21 protein-coding genes are annotated in these 21,401 nt (G+C 47.3%); 13 read left to right on the plus strand and 8 right to left on the minus strand.

The window, feature by feature from the left end; genetic code table 11:
- Positions 1–5 precede the first annotated feature (5 nt).
- From rodA to lipA, 7 genes are all read left to right on the plus strand, one after another.
- Positions 6–1,118, plus strand: a complete 1,113-nt coding sequence (rodA, locus tag E8M12_RS14965) for a rod shape-determining protein RodA (RefSeq protein ID WP_136737075.1) — start codon at positions 6–8, stop codon at positions 1,116–1,118.
- A gap of 97 nt (positions 1,119–1,215) precedes the next feature.
- Positions 1,216–2,088: a septal ring lytic transglycosylase RlpA family protein gene (locus E8M12_RS14970; protein ID WP_136737076.1), complete on the plus strand. Its 873-nt coding sequence runs from the start codon at positions 1,216–1,218 to the stop codon at positions 2,086–2,088.
- A 200-nt stretch (positions 2,089–2,288) separates the two neighbouring features.
- Positions 2,289–3,452: a serine hydrolase gene (locus E8M12_RS14975; protein WP_136737077.1), complete on the plus strand. Its 1,164-nt coding sequence runs from the start codon at positions 2,289–2,291 to the stop codon at positions 3,450–3,452.
- A gap of 3 nt (positions 3,453–3,455) precedes the next feature.
- Positions 3,456–4,310 carry a D-amino acid aminotransferase gene (locus tag E8M12_RS14980; protein ID WP_136737078.1) on the plus strand — a complete coding sequence of 285 codons (855 nt, stop codon included), beginning with the start codon at positions 3,456–3,458 and terminating at the stop codon, positions 4,308–4,310.
- A 17-nt stretch (positions 4,311–4,327) separates the two neighbouring features.
- Positions 4,328–4,594, plus strand: a complete 267-nt coding sequence (gene ybeD / locus E8M12_RS14985; protein ID WP_211245057.1) for a DUF493 family protein YbeD — start codon at positions 4,328–4,330, stop codon at positions 4,592–4,594.
- Between the two features lie 62 nt (positions 4,595–4,656).
- Positions 4,657–5,307, plus strand: a complete 651-nt coding sequence (lipB, locus tag E8M12_RS14990) for a lipoyl(octanoyl) transferase LipB (protein WP_136737079.1) — start codon at positions 4,657–4,659, stop codon at positions 5,305–5,307.
- 4 nt (positions 5,308–5,311) lie between these two features.
- Positions 5,312–6,280, plus strand: coding sequence for a lipoyl synthase (lipA, locus tag E8M12_RS14995; protein WP_136737080.1), 969 nt, complete (start codon positions 5,312–5,314; stop codon positions 6,278–6,280).
- Positions 6,281–6,333: 53 nt separating this feature from the next.
- Here lipA and E8M12_RS15000 read toward each other — a convergent pair whose 3' ends face one another.
- The 3 genes from E8M12_RS15000 to prmB all read right to left on the minus strand — a co-directional run bounded on the left by E8M12_RS15000 (position 6,334) and on the right by prmB (position 9,779).
- On the minus strand, positions 6,334–7,497 hold the full coding sequence (locus tag E8M12_RS15000; RefSeq protein WP_169303156.1) for an MFS transporter: 1,164 nt from the start codon (positions 7,495–7,497) through the stop codon (positions 6,334–6,336).
- Between the two features lie 261 nt (positions 7,498–7,758).
- Positions 7,759–8,847, minus strand: a complete 1,089-nt coding sequence (gene aroC / locus E8M12_RS15005) for a chorismate synthase (RefSeq protein WP_136737082.1) — start codon at positions 8,845–8,847, stop codon at positions 7,759–7,761.
- A 2-nt stretch (positions 8,848–8,849) separates the two neighbouring features.
- A complete protein-coding gene (gene prmB, locus E8M12_RS15010; protein ID WP_136737083.1) occupies positions 8,850–9,779 on the minus strand; it encodes a 50S ribosomal protein L3 N(5)-glutamine methyltransferase in 930 nt (309 codons plus the stop codon).
- A gap of 91 nt (positions 9,780–9,870) precedes the next feature.
- Between prmB and smrB the strand changes: the two genes are divergently transcribed.
- A complete protein-coding gene (smrB, locus tag E8M12_RS15015; RefSeq protein WP_136737084.1) occupies positions 9,871–10,410 on the plus strand; it encodes an endonuclease SmrB in 540 nt (179 codons plus the stop codon).
- A gap of 22 nt (positions 10,411–10,432) precedes the next feature.
- On the opposite strand, the gene sixA is transcribed toward smrB, so the two are convergent.
- Complete coding sequence (sixA, locus tag E8M12_RS15020) at positions 10,433–10,909, minus strand: phosphohistidine phosphatase SixA (protein WP_169303157.1); 477 nt, start codon at positions 10,907–10,909, stop codon at positions 10,433–10,435.
- 245 nt (positions 10,910–11,154) lie between these two features.
- On the opposite strand from sixA, the gene E8M12_RS15025 reads away from it, so the two are divergent.
- The 3 genes from E8M12_RS15025 (at position 11,155) to E8M12_RS15035 (ending at position 13,955) form a co-directional block, all read left to right on the plus strand.
- The gene (locus E8M12_RS15025; RefSeq protein ID WP_136737086.1) at positions 11,155–11,574 is read left to right on the plus strand and encodes a rubrerythrin family protein; all 420 of its coding nucleotides are present in this window, start codon (positions 11,155–11,157) and stop codon (positions 11,572–11,574) included.
- Positions 11,575–11,636: 62 nt separating this feature from the next.
- On the plus strand, positions 11,637–12,977 hold the full coding sequence (locus E8M12_RS15030; RefSeq protein WP_136737087.1) for a heterodisulfide reductase-related iron-sulfur binding cluster: 1,341 nt from the start codon (positions 11,637–11,639) through the stop codon (positions 12,975–12,977).
- A 375-nt stretch (positions 12,978–13,352) separates the two neighbouring features.
- Positions 13,353–13,955, plus strand: a complete 603-nt coding sequence (locus tag E8M12_RS15035) for a DUF3501 family protein (protein ID WP_136737088.1) — start codon at positions 13,353–13,355, stop codon at positions 13,953–13,955.
- A gap of 18 nt (positions 13,956–13,973) precedes the next feature.
- Here the strand turns inward: E8M12_RS15035 and E8M12_RS15040 are convergent, their stop codons facing one another.
- The 3 genes from E8M12_RS15040 to E8M12_RS15050 are packed head-to-tail and all read right to left on the minus strand — an operon-like array spanning position 13,974 to position 18,681.
- Entirely contained in the window at positions 13,974–15,041 is a 1,068-nt protein-coding gene (locus E8M12_RS15040) for an efflux RND transporter periplasmic adaptor subunit (RefSeq protein WP_136737089.1), read from the minus strand.
- Positions 15,034–18,354 (minus strand): efflux RND transporter permease subunit, encoded by a 3,321-nt coding sequence (locus tag E8M12_RS15045; protein ID WP_136737103.1) that lies wholly within the window; start codon positions 18,352–18,354, stop codon positions 15,034–15,036. Before E8M12_RS15045 ends, E8M12_RS15040 begins: the two co-directional genes overlap by 8 nt.
- A 24-nt stretch (positions 18,355–18,378) precedes the next feature.
- Positions 18,379–18,681, minus strand: a complete 303-nt coding sequence (locus E8M12_RS15050) for an ArsR/SmtB family transcription factor (protein WP_136737090.1) — start codon at positions 18,679–18,681, stop codon at positions 18,379–18,381.
- 244 nt (positions 18,682–18,925) lie between these two features.
- On the opposite strand from E8M12_RS15050, the gene E8M12_RS15055 reads away from it, so the two are divergent.
- A complete protein-coding gene (locus E8M12_RS15055; RefSeq protein WP_136737091.1) occupies positions 18,926–19,273 on the plus strand; it encodes a rhodanese-like domain-containing protein in 348 nt (115 codons plus the stop codon).
- Between the two features lie 17 nt (positions 19,274–19,290).
- Here E8M12_RS15055 and E8M12_RS15060 read toward each other — a convergent pair whose 3' ends face one another.
- Entirely contained in the window at positions 19,291–20,637 is a 1,347-nt protein-coding gene (locus E8M12_RS15060; protein ID WP_136737092.1) for a glycoside hydrolase family 2 TIM barrel-domain containing protein, read from the minus strand.
- A gap of 166 nt (positions 20,638–20,803) precedes the next feature.
- Here E8M12_RS15060 and E8M12_RS15065 point away from each other — a divergent pair, with 166 nt between their 5' ends.
- Complete coding sequence (locus E8M12_RS15065) at positions 20,804–21,328, plus strand: DUF4136 domain-containing protein (RefSeq protein WP_169303158.1); 525 nt, start codon at positions 20,804–20,806, stop codon at positions 21,326–21,328.
- Positions 21,329–21,401: the final 73 nt, after the last annotated feature.

Consider the following 21,401-nt stretch of genomic DNA (forward strand, 5'->3'; position numbering starts at 1 on the left):
CGATCATGCAAGCGGTAACTGACGAACCTAAAAAGAAAACCCTATTTGAGCGGATACATATCGATTTACCTCTGCTCGCCCTGCTGTTAATTCTAATGACGGTTGGTCTTGCCGTTATTTACAGTGCCGGTGGCCAGGACATGGGCTTGGTCATTCGGCAAATTACCCGGCTTGGCATCGCTTTGGTGGCAATGTTTGTGGTTGCGCAAATTCCACCGGTGGTGTTCCAGCGCTGGGCTGGGGTGTTTTTCGTCTTCGGCCTGGCAATGCTGGCAGCGGTTTTGCTGTTCGGTCATGTCGGTAAAGGGGCGCAACGATGGCTGGATTTGGGTTTTATTAAGTTTCAGCCGTCCGAGATTATGAAGCTGGTGGTACCAATGACCGTCGCCTGGTACGTTGGCAGGTATAACTTACCGGTGAAAATTCGCCATGTATTACTGGCCTTTGCCCTGGTGATTGTCCCGACCTTACTTATTGCCAAACAACCGGACCTCGGCACCTCGTTACTGATAGCCAGTTCTGGTATTTTTGTTATCTTTCTGGCGGGCGCAAGCTGGCGCTTGATTGGCATTTGTGTCACCGGTGTGCTGGCATTTTTGCCGATTCTTTGGTTTTACCTGATGCGCGACTACCAAAAACAGCGGGTGCTGACTTTTCTTGATCCAGAGCAGGACCCATTGGGTTCCGGCTACCACATTATTCAATCGAAAATTGCTATCGGATCCGGAGGCCTGAGCGGCAAGGGCTGGTTGCAAGGAACCCAGTCACAACTTGAGTTTTTACCGGAACGTCATACAGATTTTATTTTCGCGGTATTTAGCGAAGAGTTCGGCCTGATTGGCGTCATCGCCCTGCTGGCATTGTACCTGCTGATCGTGATGCGTGGTTTGTGGATTGCGGTGATGGCTCAGGATGCCTTTACCAAGTTGCTGGCGGGGAGCATCACCCTGACATTTTTCGTCTATGTTTTTGTTAATATCGGCATGGTATCAGGCATCTTACCGGTGGTCGGTGTGCCATTACCTTTAATCAGTTATGGGGGGACGTCGATGGTGACCCTGATGATGGCGTTTGGCGTATTAATGGGAATAAGCACCCACAGACGATTAATTTCCTGACCCTTTGACCTTGTCACAGACCTGGTTAAAAATTACAGTAACAGCAACTTTTGCTTCGCCCGCTTTAGCGGGTATAACAAGAATAAAGAATCACGATATGAAACATTGGCAACTTCTCCTAATTGCTGCCTCGCTCGCGTCATTGGCAGCCTGTTCTTCAAAGCCAGTTGGCGGAGACGAATATCAGCGTACTCGCTATCAGCAAAAGCATGATTCAATTCCTAATCGCTTGCCCGCGCAACACGAGTTGCAGGAACCGGCCCCGCAAATTGTCCCGAAAAGCCGTGGTGGCAACAAAGATTATGTGGTGTTTGGCAAGGCTTACCAGGTACTGCCTAGTGCTGATGATTACGTCAAAGTAGGCATGGCCAGCTGGTATGGAAAAAAATTCCATGGACACAAAACTTCCAACGGTGAAATTTACGACATGTATGGGTTTAGCGCAGCACATAAGACGCTACCTATCCCCACATACGCCAGGGTAACCAACCTGGCGAATAATAAATCGGTGATCGTTCGCATTAATGATCGCGGACCGTTTCATCATAACCGCATCATAGATTTGTCCTATAGTGCTGCTTTTAAGCTCGATATGCTTAACCAGGGCACGGCAAAAGTGAAGGTTGAAGCGATTACCGCCAGCAATATTGCTCAGTTTACAAGCAATGCTGACAGTGAAGAAATGCTGGCTAGTCGCCCTACCCCGTTAGCACCGGTAGAGAAAGAGCAAACGGTGAGCATGCTTAATAAATACATCCATGTGCTGGTAACTCGTGAGAAAGCGCTGGCAGAAAATACCGCGAAGGGCCTGAAATTTTTGCTGCAGGTGCCGGTAAATTTAACCGAAAAAGATGCCCTTTACCGGGTACAGCTTGGTCCCATTGGCGATAACTCGGATGTCGACAGCCTGCTGGCAAACTTGCACCAGCAAGGTTATCCTGAGGCTTACCCTACCGCTGTCCTGAAATAACATTCCCCTTTGCTATGGTCTGCGCAGCCAGGCCGATCTCAACGCCAATTACGGCAGATGCACAATTAGTTACCAAATGGGGGCGTATAGCCCCTATACCTTTATTCTGAAACTGATATACTGTAGGGCGAAATTTGCGCTAATAACTGACCCGCAGCGCGCTATCTGCGGGCTATACAGAAAATAATCACAGGAAAACAATGACTAAGTCTGCTCAAAAATTGATATCTTTTATCGGTGGCATAGTCCTGGCCACGTCTTCGATGACCTCGACCGCAGCCACTATCATTCCCGATGCACCAAAAATTAACGCCGAAGGCTATATACTACTGGATTACAATACAGGGAAAGTCATCAGCGAAGGAAACGCAGACGTACAGTTAGAGCCTGCCAGCTTAACGAAAATGATGACCAGCTATATTATCGGTAAAGAAATTGAGGCCGGTAATATCAAGAAAACCGATCTGGTGCCAGTAAGCGAAAACGCCTGGGCGAAAAACTTCCCGGATTCATCGAAAATGTTTATCGAAGTAGGAACGGAAGTACCGGTTGACCTGCTTAACCAGGGAATTATTGTCGCCTCGGGTAATGACGCATGTGTTGCAATGGCCGAGCATATAGCCGGTAGCGAAGGTGCATTCGCCGATTTAATGAACGCTCACGCCCAACAACTGAACATGTTAGGCAGTAACTTCCAGAACAGCCATGGTTTAAGTGGCACCGAGCATTACACCACACCTCGGGATATGGCGAGCTTAGCGGCTGCCCTTATCCGTGATGTGCCAGATGAATATGCGATTTATAAGCAAAAATCGTTCACCTACAACAACATCAAGCAATACAACCGCAATTCATTATTGTGGGACAAGAGCATGAATGTTGACGGTTTGAAAACCGGTCATCACTCGAAAGCCGGTTATAACCTGGTAACGTCTGCAACAAAGGGCGACATGCGCCTGATTTCTGTGGTGATGGGTGCCAAAAGCGAACAAGCTCGTAAAATTGAAAGTAAAAAGTTACTTAACTACGGCTTCCGCTTTTTTGAAACTTACACGGCGTTTAAAGCCGGAGATACCTTCGCCACCAATCGCGTATGGATGGGTGACCAGGAAGAAGTGGATTTAGGCATCATCACCGACGCCAATATCACCATTCCGCGTGGCCAACGTAAAAACCTAGAAGCGAATTTTGTTCTCGATCGCCAACTTGAAGCGCCATTAAGCAAAGGTGAAGTGGTTGGTACCGTGACGCTGGAGCTGGAAGGTGAAACCGTGGCTGAATATCCATTAGTGACTTTGCAGGAAATTAACGAAGGTGGCATCTTCAGCCGTGCTGTTGATTATATCAAGCTGCAATTTCAATAATTAATGACAGATACTGTCTTTTTAAATGGCGATTACGTCGCCAAAGCCAATGCAAAAATCTCGGTCCTTGACCGAGGTTTTTTGTTTGCGGACGGGGTTTATGAAGTCATCCCCGTATATCGTGGTAAGCCATTTCGGGTAAAGGAACATCTTAATCGCCTGTTTGACTCTCTCCGACAAATAAACCTGTCATCCCCTTACAGCGAGTCACAGTGGCTGGAAATCATTACCCGCGTCATTGTTAAAAACCTTAACGTGCACGGTGATAACCAATCCATTTACCTGCAGGTTACCCGAGGGATCGACAGTGATCGCCAACATACCGTATCTGGGCCTTTGCCAGCCACGGTGTTAGTCATGGCATCAAAACTTACCACCGGTGAAAGTACGCTAAAAGGCGAAAAAGCGACACTATTGGAAGACATCCGCTGGCTCCATTGTGATATCAAATCGATTGCCCTGCTCGCCAACACCCTGCTAGTCAACCAGGCGAAAGCCAACGGTTTTGATGAGGCGATATTACATCGCCAGCAGTGGCTGACCGAAGGTGCCAGTTCCAATGTATTTTTAGTGAATAACGGCCAAGTACTGACACCACCGAAGAGCCAGTACATTTTAGGTGGTATCACCCGGGACCTGATCATTGAACTTTGCCAGGCCTCAGGCCTTGAAGTTTGCCAGCGAAGGGTCCATATCAAGGAATTGCTTGACGCTGATGAAGTGTGGATATGCAGTTCAACCCGAGAGATTTCACCTATTATCGCAATTGATGATAAAATAATCGGCTCAGGCAGGATTGGCGCAACGACCCGGCGAATGGCCGCTGCGTTGCAAGCATTTAAATCCGAGTTATTGTGACTTAAGTTGTATTTATTATGATGAAAACCAAATTTAACGAATTACTGGAATTCCCGTGCGTGCTTAATTTTAAGGTCATGGGCATTGCGGTTGATCATCTGCCGGACTTAGTCGTTGCGGTTTTACAAAACGACACACCGGGAGATTACGCTCCTTCCATAAAGCCAAGCAGTAAAGGAAACTACCATTCTGTTTCCGTTGCGGTGACCGTTACCAGTCAGGAACATATCGAAAAACTGTATACGGAACTATCCGCCATTGAAGAGGTTCGTTACGTGCTATAACCATTGTGGTATGGATTTTTTAAGCTAAGCCACTATAATGCCGGCACTTGAACCTAGGGGATATGACTTTGACTCAACCACTTGTGATACGCCAGTTAAACACGCTGGACTATGAAGCCGTGTGGCGCGCAATGCAGGAATATACCGATAATCGTGATGAAAACAGCCAGGATGAACTCTGGTTGGTCGAACATCCACCGGTATTTACCCAGGGACAAGCAGGTAAAGATGAGCACCTGTTGATGCCAGGTGACATTCCGGTGGTGAAAGTTGATCGAGGCGGCCAGGTGACGTATCACGGCCCCGGACAGCAGGTCATATATTTCTTAATCGATTTAAAGCGCCGTAAATTAGGGGTCAGAGATTTAGTCACTATGATTGAACATTCAATCATCAACATGCTGGCTCAATATGACATTGAAGCCTATGCAAGACCCGATGCGCCTGGCGTATACGTCGATGGCCGCAAAGTCGCCTCATTGGGGCTGCGGGTACGAAAAGGCTGCACCTTCCATGGACTGGCGATCAATATCAATATGGATTTGTCACCATTTTTGCGGATTAATCCTTGTGGTTATGCGGGGATGGAGATGATCCAAACGGCGGACATTGGTGGTCCGCAACAGGTAGATGAGGCTGGTGAAGCCCTGGTCAAAGAGATTCAACAATTATTGGCTACTGAGCAAGTTAGCCGAGAAACAGGATTAAATTAAGCAGATGAGCAAAGCAACTACCCGGGTCACACCGGGCACAAAATTACGCGATGCCGATAAAATGGCGCACATTCCAATTCAGGTGATCCCATCCGAGCGTGAAACCATGTTGCGCAAGCCGGATTGGCTGAAAATCAAGTTGCCTCGCACGAGTGAAAACATCGATAAGGTGAAGGCCGGACTGCGTAAAGGCGGTTTGCACTCAGTTTGCGAAGAAGCATCCTGCCCTAACCTTGCTGAATGCTTTAATCACGGTACTGCCACCTTTATGATCCTGGGTGATATCTGTACCCGTCGTTGTCCGTTCTGTGATGTTGGCCATGGACGTCCTTTAGCGCCGGATTCAGAAGAGCCGAAAAAACTGGCGATGACATTAAAAGATATGGCGTTGAAATATGTGGTTATCACTTCGGTAGACCGTGATGATTTGCGCGATGGTGGCGCACAACAGTTTGCCGACTGTATTCGTGAAATCGAAGAACATGCGCCACATACTAAAGTGGAAATCCTGGTGCCTGATTTTCGTGGCCGCATGGACAGAGCATTAGAGATATTAAATGCACATCCTCCCCACGTATTTAACCACAACATGGAAACGGCACCACGCCTTTATAAGAAGGCTCGTCCGGGCGCAAATTACCAATGGTCGTTAGACTTATTGAAAAAGTTTGGCGAAGCAAACCCAGGGGTACCAACGAAATCTGGTTTGATGGTAGGACTTGGTGAAACCAACGAAGAAATCCTTGAGGTGATGCGTGACCTGCGAGCCCATGGCGTTACAATGCTGACCATTGGTCAGTACCTGCAACCATCGAAGCACCACCTGCCGGTTGAACGCTATGTGCACCCGGATGAGTTCGAAATGTTCCGCAAAGAAGCGGAAAAGATGGGCTTTGAACATGCAGCGTGCGGTCCATTGGTCCGCTCCAGTTACCACGCCGATAAGCAAGCGGCTGGTGAAGAAGTTAAATAAGCTGGCTGACCTGGATTAATTAATGAAATAGGCACTGAATTCAGTGCCTTTTTTTATCCCAGCCGAACTTTTGGCGTGAATACAACAAATACCAGGCCGAGCATGGCCGCGCCAGCAGCAAATAAAAAGCTGTTCTCACCAGAACCGGCGTTATTCCACAACCAACCGGTTACTATTGCACCAACCGCACCACCTCCCCCATAAAACAAACCATTGTAGATGGCCTGTGCACGATTTTGCTGATCCGGGCGAAAATAGTGCTGAAAAAACGCCATGCAGGCACAATGATACAAGGCAAAGCTGACCGCATGCATGCTCATCGCCAACGCCAGTATCCAGGCATTATCGGCATACAAGGCGGTCAGTAACCAACGCAACGCGGTGGTTAAAAAGCATAACAGGAAAATGGTATTCAGTGACCAGGCTTTAAAAACCAGATAAGCGCTGTAAAACATTAACACTTCGACGACAATCGCCACGCCCATAAACATACCCACGTCACTGGTCGCAAACCCAGAGTCGCGCAGGTAAAGGGCGAAAAAATTATAAAATGGTCCGAAACTGATTTGCATTAACAAGCCAGAGATCAGAAAACAGATAAATCCAGGGTGAAAAAGGCGTTTACTGACAGATCCGATGTTGCCAGGTGCGCTGGAAACGATAGCCTGGCCGGGATCGCGATTTTGTAACGATACCAGGGTTAACATCAATACCCAAAACATCGCCAGGTAAGGGAAATACAAGGACGATGTTGCCGCCAAAATTTCGCCACCGCTCAAGGTGGCAATAATAAACCCCAGGCTTCCCCATAGCCTGATCCTAGAATAAGCCTGGCGGCCAGAATCAATCGAACTCAGGGTAAGCACTTCGAGCTGCGGCAATATGCCGTTAAAGAACAACATAAACAGGGAAAAGGACATTAACACAGGCCAGAAGCCATCACTGACAAAGACCAGGCATAACGATGCTAAGGTCAATAAACAGCCGAGCAGAATAAGGTGAGATAACCGACCACTCTTATCGGCGATATGTGCCCATAGCCCTGGACCTATGATTTTCGTGGCGGCAACCGCAGCCAGTATCTCGCCTATTTGCAGCGTATTAAACCCTTTTTCGTCGAGAAACAATGACGCGAAAGGCATGAATAAGCCAATCAGGGCAAAGTAACAAAAAAAGCCACCGCTAAGGGTGGCATAGGTCTTTATTTGCGTTGTCAATATACCAATCCACTTTGAAATGTGACCCATTCAGAATGTCAGCCGAGGGAATTCTACAAGGCGTCGGTATTTAGGAATGGCCATTCCATTTCAAATATCGAGTACGCTGTAGAAATGCCTCTCGGACATTCCCGCATGGGCAAATATGAAAACCACTAATTCAACTTACCTTACTTTATATCAATAAATTTCGATGGTTTAATCCGTGGACTTGCCATTTCGAATATTTGCTGAATGATCAATCTTTAATGTGGATTGGTATCACTCAATAACCGGAGTTGGGCAGTTAACATCAGGGTTTTGCGCACGATGCCTGAGCACATGATCCATGACCGTAATGGCCATCATAGCTTCAGCAATAGGTACCGCCCGGATACCGACGCAAGGGTCATGGCGGCCACGGGTAATGATGTCGGTAGGGTTGCCTTCAATATCAATGGTTTTTCCGGAAACGCCAATACTGGAGGTTGGCTTGAGAGCGATATTAGCAACCAGATCCTGGCCAGACGATATTCCGCCCAGCACCCCACCGGCCTGGTTCGATAAAAATCCATCCGGAGTCATTTCATCACGATGTTCACTGCCGCGCTGATTCACCACGTCAAAACCTGCGCCAATCTCAACACCTTTGACCGCATTAATGCTCATTAAACTATGCGCCAATTCCGCATCAAGACGATCAAACACCGGCTCGCCAAGCCCAACCGGCATGCCACTAGCCACCACTTTAACTGCTGCACCGATGGAATCTTTGTCCCGCAAAATACTACGGATTAATTGGTCTAATGCGTCCAGTTTGCTGACATCCGGAAAGAAGAACGGGTTTTGCTCAACCTGCTGCCAGTCATAATTATCAGCTTTAATATCGCCAATCTGACTGACACAGGCTCGAATTTCAATACCAAACTGCTGTGCCAGGTATTTTTTCGCGATACTTCCGGCTGCCACGCGCATGGCAGTCTCGCGTGCAGACGAGCGTCCACCACCACGATAATCGCGGATGCCATATTTTTGCCAGTAGGTATAATCGGCATGCCCCGGTCGAAAACTGTTGGCGATTTCACGGTAATCTTTAGAACGCTGGTCGGTATTCTCAATCAATAAACCAATTGGTGTACCTGTGGTTTTTCCTTCGAATACACCGGACAGGATTTTTACCTTATCCGCCTCCTTACGGGCGGTAGTGTAACGGGAAGTACCAGGCTTGCGCCGATCCAAATCCCATTGCAAATCCTCCTCGGTTAATGCCAGTCCAGGAGGACATCCATCAACAATCGCACCTAACGCCGATCCATGACTTTCGCCAAATGTGGTGACTTTAAATAACTGCCCTATTGAATTTCCCGCCATAATTATCCTTTATTCTCAAAAACATCCTTAAACTCGGTTAACTGCGCTTTGTTCAACACAAACACACCGAGGCCACCAAGCTCAAAATCAAGCCACTGGAATGGCACTTGCGGGTAAGTTTCCATGACATGAATCATGGAATTTCCTACCTCGCAGACAAGTACGCCATCTTCGGTCAGGTAATCCGCGCTCTGAACCAGAATTTTTCGAACCAGGTCCAGGCCATCGTCACCGCATCCCAGTCCCATTTCCGGTTCATGGTGAAACTCTTCCGGCATATCGGCAATATCTTGAGCATCCACATAAGGTGGATTGGTGACAATTAAATCGTATTGCTGGCCAGTCACCGCCGAAAACAAGTCTGATTGTAGTAGATGAACACGCTGCTCAAGCTGATGATTCTCAACATTGATTGCCGCCACATCCAGTGCATCAACAGACAGGTCGACGGCATCAACTGCGGCATCAGCAAACTGATATGCACAGGCAATCGCGATACATCCACTACCCGTGCATAAATCAAGGATTCGCTGCGGCGAATGCGCCAGCTGCTTACTGAATCCCTGTTGAATTAATTCTGCTATGGGAGAGCGAGGTACCAATACCCGTTCATCGACGTAAAATGGTAAACCACAGAAATACGCCTGCTGAGTAATATATGCGGCCGGAATACGTTCATCGGCGCGACGCAAGACCAGCTCAATAATCGCCAGCTTTTCGGTTTTGGTCAGTCTTGAGTTCAGTAACGAGGTATCCTTGTGGGGTGGCAGGTTTAAAGCAAAACAGATTAACGTAAACGCCTCATCCCAGGGATTATCGGTGCCATGTCCATAAAACAAATCGACTTCGTTGAAGCGACTGACACTCCAGCGCAACATATCGCCAATGGTCTTTAAATCATCTACCACTTCATTGACTTTCACTTCTAACACACGTTACTCCAACATTACCGTCTCGATAAAATTATCATCCCGCCAGCATTTAGCTATTTTATTGCCGACCAGCTTCAACTAAACTAGCCCCATGAAACCGAAAACATCACTCAACCCTGAAGAACTTGAACTTTTTGCACAAGCGATAGGGTCCGTTAAGCCCCTGTCTCAGGATAAAGTGAATTTGAAACAACCGTCGCCGGCGCAAAAAAGCAAGCAACGGCAACGACTTACGTTTGAAAAACAACAGTTTCATTTTTCCGATGAGTTTGAACCTCAGTTGCCGAGTTCCGGACCAATGAAATACGTCCGACAAGATGCCGACAGTTTTGAAGCCAAGCTATTACGCCGTGGGGAATATACTCCGGAGCTTATTTTAGACCTGCATGGCCTCAAACAACAAGAGTCAAAGCAGGAAATCGCAGCTTTATTAGCAAGTTGTGTAAAACAACACATTAAATGTGCCTGTATTATTCATGGCATAGGCAATCAGGTACTGAAAACCAAGGTGCCCCACTGGCTGGTTCAGCACCCGAGCGTCGTCGCCTTTCACCAGGCTCCCCTGGAATGGGGCGGAATGGGTGCCCTGCTGGTTTTGATCGACCTACCTGACGATCCGTTCAGCAAATAACATCAAAATATCCGTATCCCGATCAGCAAAAATCATCCGGGGTAACGATGCCCTGATAGTGACCTGTCATTTGCGTCGCATCATAATCGATTTCAGCTACTGCCGCGGTAGCAAATACCGGGGTACTTTTTTCAATACTCAGCTCTGCGGTTAAATAACTTACCAACGGCATATGGGAGACGACAAGAATATTTTCCCAGCGTTCCAGGTGCACAGTCCCGTCGAGATAATCATGGCAATCACTTGCAGACCCCGCCGGCGTTAATAACGAAAGCGTTTGCAATGCCAGGCTCGCCCCAAGCTGTTCATTCATTATCGCCGCAGTCTCCTGCGCCCGCGTGTAGGGGCTGACCAGTATTGCGTCCAGGTTGATTTGTTGTTTACCAAGCCAGCGGGCCATCACCTGTGTTTCCAGAACCCCTAATGGAGTTAATTTTCGAGTCACATCGCTGTCAGAATGAAGCTCGGCTTCACCGTGTCGCATGATAAATATTTTCATTAATTGTGCGGGTTCGAATTTATCCTCGTTCAACCCTGATACTAGCATCAAATTTTATCCAGGAATACCGTTAAAAACGGCAATGGGAGATTATTTACGTCGATAAATCAATCGACTAAGAAAAAACGCAGATCAACGAATTTTTTTAATCAACCTAATCAAAAATACTCGCCATTGACTGGCAAATATTCATCTATAGTTAATCTCAACAGGTAAATCTTCGTCACTTTTCAATTGGGGGCATTATGTCTTTAAAAGATTCAAAAACTGAACAAAACCTCAAGGACGCCTTCGCTGGTGAATCACAAGCGAATCGCCGCTATCTGTATTTTGCATCGAAAGCCGATGTCGAGGGATATAATGACGTTGCTGCAGTATTTCGCTCAACTGCCGAAGGCGAAACCGGCCATGCCCATGGCCATCTTGAATATCTGGAAGAAACTGGTGATCCGGCAACCGGGCTTCCGTTCGGCGGCACTGCAGATAATCTCAAAACTGCCATCGCCGGGGAAACTCACGAATATACCGACATGTATCCAGGTATGGCGAAAACCGCCCGAGATGAAGGCTTCGATGAGATCGCTGATTGGTTTGAAACCCTTGCCAAAGCAGAACGAAGCCACGCCAATCGGTTTCAAAAAGCATTAGATAACCTAGACCAATAACAGAGAACCGAACCGCCCTGCGCCTACCGGGTGTGTTCATTGCTTTTGTAGCGGGAATTGGTATGAGCGAAAACCGAAATCGAGAGGGTAGCCTGGAAGCACCAACGCGCCACCCGATTGACTGGCAGTCTGAGCAATTCTGGAACAAGGAAAGCCTTAACGACGAATTGGAACGCGTGTTTGATATCTGTCACGGCTGCCGTCGCTGTGTCAGCCTTTGTGACTCGTTCCCAACCTTGTTTGATTTAGTCGATGAATCGGAAACGATGGAAGTCGATGGGGTGAATAAAGACGATTACGCAAAGGTGGTTGAGCAATGCTACCTCTGCGACATGTGCTACATGAGTAAATGTCCCTATGTTCCTCCGCATGAATGGAACGTTGATTTTCCCCATTTGATGTTGCGGGCAAAGGCTGTTCAATTCAAGGAACAGGGTGCCAGCAAACGCGATAACTTGTTAACCAATACCGATCTTGTCGCCAGGATGGGTACTATTCCCGTCGTCGATGTCACGATAAATAAGCTCAACAAAAGCGAAGGTTTTCGCAAAACCCTGGAAAAATCATTTGGCGTTCATCACCGTGCTCCACTGCCGGAATTCTCAGCCAACACCCTGCGTAAACAGGCGGGCAAAGTGATTGAGCCGCAACAAGCCAAACCACTGGGCAGAACCAAGGGGAAAGTTGCCTTGTTTACCAGCTGTTATGGCAATCATTATGATGCCCAGACCGGCCTGGACTTAATCAAGGTATTTCAACACAACAATATTCATGTCGAGTTAACACCGTCTGAAGTCTGTTGTGGCATGCCAAAACTGGAACTTGGTGACCTGCAAGCGGTACAAGCAGCCAAAGAAAACAACATACCTATGCTCTATGACCTGGTGGTCAGGGGCTATGATCTCACCTCTACCATTCCCTCCTGTGTATTGATGTTTAAGCAGGAGCTGCCGCTGATGTTTCCGGACGACAAACAGGTGATAGCCGTTAAAGAAGCGTTTTTCGATCCTTTCGAATATCTGCATCTGCGACACAAGCAAGGAGGTTTTAATACCGAATTCAATGCTGAACTCGGAGATGTCACCTACCAGGTTGCCTGCCATCTGCGGGTACAGAACATTGGCTTGAAGACCCGGGATATTTTGTCCCTCATTCCCAATACCAATATCCATGTACAGGAGCGATGTTCCGGACATGATGGGACCTACGCAGTGAAAGCGGAAACCTATGATAAGTCAGTAAAAATTGCTCGTCCCGTGGTTAGAAAAGTGGATCAGGTAGAGCCTGATTATCACGCCAGTGATTGTCCAATGGCGAGTAAACAAATCGTTCACCTGGCGTCATCGGTAGATAAAGCCAGCCATCCTATGAGCTTGCTACGCAAGGCTTACGGGCTAGACTAGTTCAGGCCATTCTAGCCTCGTTGGTTATCCGAACTGATAACAACAAGTGCAGGCTGTGGCACGATTTTTTAAGGCACATACGAGTAATACCAATCACATTAAGTTTGTGCACAACTCAGAGTTAGGACAGAGGTTCAGTTACAACATAGATTTCATTGATATAGTCATTCTATATTATTGAAATATAGGGTCGTAAATGGACCTCTGGCAAACTCCCTACGGGTGAGTTTTAAAGGCGTTTGCGCTGCATTACTGATTTTGGCTAATTCTGAAAATGGAACGACCATTCTCTGAAATCAAAGCCTTGTCTAAACGCCTTTAAATTCTCACTGAGTGAGCAATAAGTTAATGTGATTGGTATAACAGGAGTTGGTAATGGAAAAACTCAACAGACAACAACTATGGTCGCTGGAAGATTACGCTCAATTTCGCCCCGCATTCCGCAGCGACGTCATGGCACACAAAAAAAACCGTCAGTTGACTTTGGCGGAGCACTTAAGACTTCTGTTTGAAGATCGAAAAACGATTCAATATCAGATTCAGGAAATGTTGCGTATCGAACGAATCTTTGAAGCAAAGGCTATTAATGAAGAGCTTGAAGCATATAACCCATTAATTCCCGACGGCTGTAACCTGAAAGCTACCATGTTAATCGAATATGAGGATGTCGAAGACAGGAAAGTGCAATTGGCTAAATTGCTTGATATTGAGAAGTCGGTTTATATCAAGGTCGGTGACTTTGACAACGTGTACCCTATTTGCAATGAAGATCTCGACCGACAAACGGAGGAGAAGACCTCGTCAGTCCATTTTCTGCGGTTTGAATTTACTAAAGAGATGATCAGCGCCTGGTATCGTGGCGAATCGGTAGTGATTGGGGTCGAACACCGCAACTTCCCGAAAGTGCATCAACCTTTGCCGGAACATATCAAAAGCGCCTTACAGGCTGATTTCGATCCGCCGCCTCTGCCGCACTAGGGCTGTAGATTTCTCGGGTCACTTTTGCGTGCGAGGGGGTTGGGCAATAACTTCACCCGCTTGCAGGCCTGAAAGCACTTCAACCTGATCTCCCAACTGCCTACCGGTGCGCACGAAACGACGGGTCAGTTGCTCTTCATTCGCCACCCAAACCACTTCCATCTGCCCAAAATGACGCAGGTAGTCCTTATTGATCAACATCCTGTCAACTTTACCTGTGGTCACCAGTACTCTGGCAAACATACCCGGGAGTAGGGCTGGATTGAACTCAATGTCGGTTTTCACTTCAAAGCTCCTGGCATTGGCATCGGCAGCCGGGACGATTTCGCCGACTACGCCTTCGACCGTTTGCTGTAAACTATCAATTTTTACCTGAACCTTATCGCCAACGGTTAGTTTCAGGGCAATTGACTCACGAATGTTGGCAACCACCTGTAGACTTGACGGGTTGTATAAACTCAGCAGTGTTTGCCCTGGCGTTGCCATATCACCAGGCTCTGCAAGGCGATCAACCACCCGGCCAGAAATCGGCGAGTTAATCGTCGCAAATGCCAGTCCTGACTGGGCTTCCTCCAGTGCCTGACGAGCCCCCAGCAATTGAGCGTTACTTTGCCGGGTATTAGCGCTGGCGTTATCCAATTCGCTTTTTGACACCAGGCCTTGTTTTTGCAGCTCCTGGATACGTTGGAAATTTCGTGCCGCCTCTTCCGCCCTGGCTTTTACCGCACTGACCTGAGCTTTTGCCTGCGATACCCTGGCATCCAGATCGGTGCTATTCAAGGTGATCAGCACATCACCTTTTGAAATCATTTGCCCGGCACGTACATTTATGGTCTCAATCCTTGCCAGAATCCGGCTGGAAACCAGAGTCGCGTCCCTTGCCTGTAGCGCGGCCGGAAACGCTTCGAGATCATCCATTTGCTGTAATTCTACCGTATATGGAGACGTATACGACTGAGTTGGCATGGGTAATCTTGCCGGCACGATTTTATCCTTGAAAGCGCCAGCCAGCCAGGCGATGGCCAACAACAATAAGACCACAGCCAGTATCGGGGTGATGATTCGTTTCACTGTATGACTATTCATTTGCTATGTTACCTGTTTGCAAAGATGGCTGGCTGAAGACCAGGAAGTAAACCATGGGCACGACCAAAAGCGAAAATAATGTTGATGCGATAATGCCGAAAATAATCGCCAATGCCAGCCCATTAAACACCGGATCCAGGGTAATAATCAGGTTTCCCAGCAAGGTCGTCCCCGCCGTCAATAATACGGGTCGCATCCGCGTCTCCCCTGCGGTTAAAACCGCTTCTTTAACGTCCGCTCCGGTCTGCCGGGCATAGGATATAAATTCGACCAGGATCAGCGAGTTACGAACGACGATCCCTGCCAGCGCGATCATCCCTATCATCGCCGTTGCGGTAAATAATACCGGCTCAGGTGCGCCAGCGATTTGCCGCTCGCCAAATTGATTCATCAGCAAAAATCCGGGCATTATGCCGATGATGGTTAACGGTATTGCCGACATAATAATTAACGATAATGCGGTACTGCTGGTCTGTAGTTTTAACACCACGAAAATACCAATCAGGGCAAACGCAAAGGCTATGCCCATATCCCGAAAAACATCCAGGGTTATACGCCACTCACCTTCGCCAGAAAAAGAATAATGAGTGCCCTCTGGTAACTGCCAGCCGATTCCGCCGCCGGAATTGATAAAACTTCTTTGTTGCCAGGGGGTTGCGATTTTGTCTTTCTGTCCATAGTCGGCAGTGACATCAGCAATGACGTCGGCAGGTGTTCTGCCAGATATCTCTGCGGTCACATAAATTACCCGTTGCAAATCCTTACGCATCACCGGTTGGGCGACGAACAGATCCTGCCACTGACCAAGCTCCGCCAAGGGCACAATCGGCTGCGGAGCATTCTCCAGTCCCAGCCCCTGATTCAACTGGGCAATGCCCATTCGTCCTTTTAGTTGCATTGCGGAAATATAATCCAGATCCTGCCTTAGCCTGAACGGCAAGTTCAATTCTATCGGTACCGGGTGCGCATCAAACGGTTGTTGATAGACACCGATATCGCTCCCTTCTACGGCAATAGCGAGAGCCTGATTAACCTCCTGGGTGGAAATACCCGATAACGCGGCTTTCTGTTTATCGACGACAAAGCGCTTTATCTTCTGCTCAGCAATAATACTGGTATCGACTTCAACCACATGCGTTTCCTGCTGTAAGCGCATTTTTAGTTGTCGGGCAGCACTAAGATGGGTGGCTGGGTCAACCAGAGGTTCCGCATAAACTTCTGCCACCAGGGTACTCATTACCGGTGGGCCTGGCGGTACTTCGACTACCTTGATAGAACGTTGATCCGATTGCAACGGTTGCAATAACTGTCGCAGTCTCAATACCACCCCGTGCGACTGATGCTGACGTTGGTTTTTATCCATCAATACAATGCGAATATCCCCGAGATTATGGCCGCGACGTTGATAATAACCACGCACCAGACCATTAAAATCAATCGGTGAATTCTCACCGATATAGACCGCCAGGGATTCAACTTCCGGTAATTGCAGCGCCAGTTGACCGACCTGTTTCGCCATCGCTGCGGTTTGTTCCAATGTTGTTCCTTCAGGCATGTCGAGAATCACCTGGATTTCGTTTTTGTTATCAAATGGCAATAGCTTTAACGGGACTTGTCGAAAAACGGGTAATAATGCTGAGGCCAGGAACAGCAAGACGACAATAATCAAACCCAGTTTGATTCGAGTACGTTTTTCCAGAATGGGTGATAATATTTTCCGGTATAATCCAGGCGAGCGCTGTGACGCTACTGCCTCCTCGTCATCGTTATGTTGTAAAAATTTGGCGGCAAGCCAGGGGGTCACCAGAAACGCAACTAATGTCGATATCATTACCGAAACCGGTACATTAAATGCCATGGGCGCCATGTAAGGTCCCATCATCCCGGTGATAAATGCCAGGGGTATAAAGGCCAGGATAATGGTTAATGTTGACATTAACAGAGCCGGACGAATCTCCTGCATAGCGGCAACAATTTTTTGCTGGGCACTGCGTCCTGTCTGCTTCAGGGTGCGTTCGATATTATCGATCCCCGTTATCGGGTCATCGACCAGTAACCCTAAAGACAGGATCAGGGCAAATAATGTCACCCGATTGATGGTATAACCAAACAGATAGTCAAGTATCAAAGTCAGGCCATAGCAAACTGGCACTGCAAGTCCGACTACAATCGCAGGTCGCCAGCCAAGAAAAACGCCGATAAACACGACGACGGTGAAGATGGCAAACGCCAGTGACGAGGTCAGGTTATTGACTTTATCATCGGCAGTCTGGCCATAATCCCTAAGTAATTTAAACTGTACTTCTGGTGGCAAAATGCGTTGCCCGACGTCCTCCATAACCGTTAGCACATCGCTACTTACCGCCACTGCATTACTGCCCTTTTGTTTGGCAACACTTATCGTCACCATTGGCAATTGCCTGAAGCTACGGTTTTCGGCCTGGCCATTTTCGCTGTCAGTGAGATTGGCAATTTCCAGCCATTGATAGGATTGCAATTCACCGGGGCCGTCACTCAACCGCGCCACATCTTTTAGCAATATGGGTTTGCCGTTAATGACATTAACCACCATATTTTCAAGTTCGGTGATATTGGTGAAGACATCGCCTGATTCAATCACAATCTGTTGCTGACTCAATGACAGGGAGCCCTGGTGGGCTAACTGATTAGATACGTCGATAGCACTGGCAATATCGAGAACCGTTGTTTGCCGTGCAGCCAGGGCTTGTAAGTCCAGCTCAATTTGTAATGTCCGCGGCCTGCCTCCAACCACCTGGATTTCACTGGTCGAATCTATACGCTGCAGTATGGTTGATATTTCTTCGGCAAAACGACGCAACTGATAATCATCATATAAGGTTGGATCCAGACTGTATAACCCCAGCATCACAATCGGCACATCATCGACTTCCTGAGGCCTCACTTGCCAACTCTGCACTACTGCGGGTAATAGGTTCTGATTGGAATAGAGCTTATTATATGTGTTGACGATTGCTTTTTGCCTTTCTTCGCCAACATGAAAGCGCAGTGTGACTACCAGTTGCCCACTGTACGAAGTCGAGTATATGTGTTCAATTCCAGGAATTTGCGATAACAATTTCTCTAATGGGATAGTGACCTGGCGTTCAACCTGAGTCGCGGTCAGGTTAGGTGCCATGACCTGAACATCGATCATCGGTACGACAATCTGTGGCTCCTCTTCCCTTGGGGTGATATTCAGGGCCAATAAGCCTAAAGACAGAGACAGAACGAATATCAGTAACGGGATCTTTCCCTTCAGAGAGCGAGCAACCAAAGTGTCGATTAGATTCATTTTCATCAGCTCTGTACCCAGTGATTAATCTGCACCCTGGCAAAACAATTCATAAATGCGCTCAATAATTTTTACTGCCTTATCATCACTAATGGTGTAGTAAATAGTTTGCGCATCGCGGCGAGTTGTCACCACCCCAGCCTGTCTCAACGCTGCCAGGTGCTGTGATAATGCAGATTGAGCCAATGGAATCTGTTCATTTAACTGGGTAACGGAACATTCAGAATTCATTAGACGGCACAAAATCATTAACCGATTGCGGTTCGCCAGTAACTTGAGAAGCCGCTCTGCCGCCAGGGCATTATCCGCCATTACCTGAGTGTCCATAGACTATCCTTTGATGTAAGACTGGAATTTTCCCCAAGTATAGTTGATTAAATTAGACACACCTTATATTAGAACTTGCTAATACTAATGTTTGCAATATACTAAAGCCCTGAAGGATTCTGAATGGCAGAAGTCTGGGTTAGTCGAGAAGATGCTTGCGGTCAGCGAGTTCATAGGACGAAACCGATGACAGATTTAGGCCATTAAGAATGTTATTTTTACAAGGCAAGATCAGGAGTAATCCATGCTGAAAACAATACCGGAGCTGGTCAAGCAGGCTAGTGCCAACGTCCGAAGAATTACTGCACAACAGGCACAGCAGGAAATGGCCGAAAAAAACGCCCTGTTTATTGATGTGCGTGAACCGGCGGAGCATCTCAAAGAGGCGGTGTCAGGCAGCATCAATATTCCCCGTGGTGTACTTGAGATGCAGCTCCTGGAGCGTGAAAAAGATCCGAAAAGACCCATTTATTTACATTGTGCAACGTCCGGCAGAGCAACGTTTGCCGCAGAACAGTTAGCTCGTGTAGGCTATGAAGATGTTACCGTGATCAGTTGTAAATTTTCAGATATCTGTCAGGCATTTAACTGATTTTCACATCGTGAAAATCAATGCTCCACTTTAAATGGAAAGTTGGCGTTGCCGACTTTCCCCTTACCATCATAACTGTATATAAAAAGACGATACTCCCCTTCCTTCTCAGGGGCACGAAAGGTAAGGCTGACGCCATCAGCGGTAGTGTTAGTCTGCAAAACATCTACGTTCACCTGCTCCGGCTCTAGCTCAAATGCTCCACCATTGCTGCGAACATCAACCTCTTTCAGTATGCGCCAATGATGCTGCAAGTCATCCCCATCGGGATCGAATACCACAACCTTAGCGATGGCCTGTTGTTCGGCGGAAACGATAACGCTGGCTTGCGCCAGACGTTCATTCATTGTCATTGACATGGTTAAAGGTGCTCGGTTTATTGGATACTTTCCGGTCCAGAATCGAGTCATTTCATCGACCCGGGCATTGGCACTGCCATCTTTGTTAAACATGCCAAACCAGGTCGGAGTGCGCTCCTGTTTTTGCCCCCAGAAAAAGGCAAAATTGCCGATGATTTTTCCAGTAGTATCGTTAACCAGCGTATGTTGAATACGCTCCATCATCGATTTCGCTTTGACTCCGCTAGGCTCCTCTATTTCCCGGCCCCAGGATGTTTTTGGCATTTCCCAAAAACCTTTCGGACCATACTCAGTAACCATTACAGGAAGGTCACGGTCTATTGCAGTAATCGCCTCAGGTAATATTTGTAAATCACCATATACTTGTACCGATAGGATATCCACCGTTGGTGTGTAATGTAGCGCAGTATCTATGTGTTCTTTAATGGCTCCTGCAAAGGTATAGGTTACAGGATGGTTAGGGTCCGATTGATGAACGTATTCAATCATTTCATGAATAGCCTGATATACCTTGGGATTCACCGCAGCAAGACTGCCATCCTCGGCGAACAATAAATTAGGCTCATTAGCGATCACCCAGACCAGAAGGTTTGGGTGATTTTTGTACTTTTCAACAACACTTTTAAAACGAGCGAATTGCGCTTTAACGGCCTGTTCATCATCGTAATCAAAACCATGTAACTGCTTTTGCATGTCGAAACCTAATGCCACCATCACGCCAAGCTGCTTAGCCTTGGCCAGCACCTCATCGGCACTATCGCTGTTCCAGGTCCGAACGCTATTACCGCCAGCCTGTTTTAACGCTTGCAGGTTTCGCCCCTGACTCCAGCCAAGACCGACACCTTTCACATAAAATGGTTTTGAATTTACATACAGCTGATAGGCATTATCGGTTTTCTTAATCTCGACCTTGCTAGGATTCTGAGCCGCTGCTGCATTCACGTTCAGGGAAAAAAGTAACAGGCTCAAGAATCCCCAAACTGATACAAAAGATATTGTTGTCATTGTGCCTTTCATCGTTACATTCCTGATTAACCGTTTGTTTTATCTACCTTACTGTAGGATTTTAGCGATAACAATAAAACCACTGAAATACTAACCATAGTCTAAACTTAAATGATTTCGTGGTCCCGCCGTACACATCAGCCAAAGAACAATGAAGGTAATTCCTATGGTTAACCTGAAGTTTTTATTTATTGCCGCATTACTTAGCTTAAGCGCTTGTTCCAGCGTCAATGACGATATTGAAGTCATCTCTGAAGCCGATCCAAAAGTGGACTTTATTGGCTATGAAACGTTTGCATGGATGGGTTCTGCAGTCATCGCGTTTGATGAGCAAGGTCAGTGGGAACCTCCCGGATTCGATGCTGATAAGGAAGTAAAGTTCTATATTGACCGCGAGTTAAGAGCTAGGGAAATGAGTGAAGACTCATACAATCCAGATATGCTTGTCACTTTCGTTGCAGGGGTAGATATGGATAACATTGAGGAAATTAATCACGACGATAGTAACCTTGCGGGACTGGAAAATGTCCCCAAAGCCGCTTTGGTGATTGTTTTTTTCGATGCGCAAACCGGACAGCCTATCTGGTACGGGGCCGCTGAGGGCGAAGTGCAGCAAAATCAGACGGTGATGGAGTCGAAGCAACGCCTCGATTATGCAGTAACAGAAATAATGGCCAAATTTCCAAAATAAGCCAGCTGGAATGATCTTGTTAAGCGGAGCTTCGTATTTAATGTTTTGAGTAGGTTGTTGTGATTGATGATGG

The organism is Thalassotalea mangrovi, assembly GCF_005116735.1.
Lineage (GTDB): Bacteria > Pseudomonadota > Gammaproteobacteria > Enterobacterales > Alteromonadaceae > Thalassotalea_A > Thalassotalea_A mangrovi.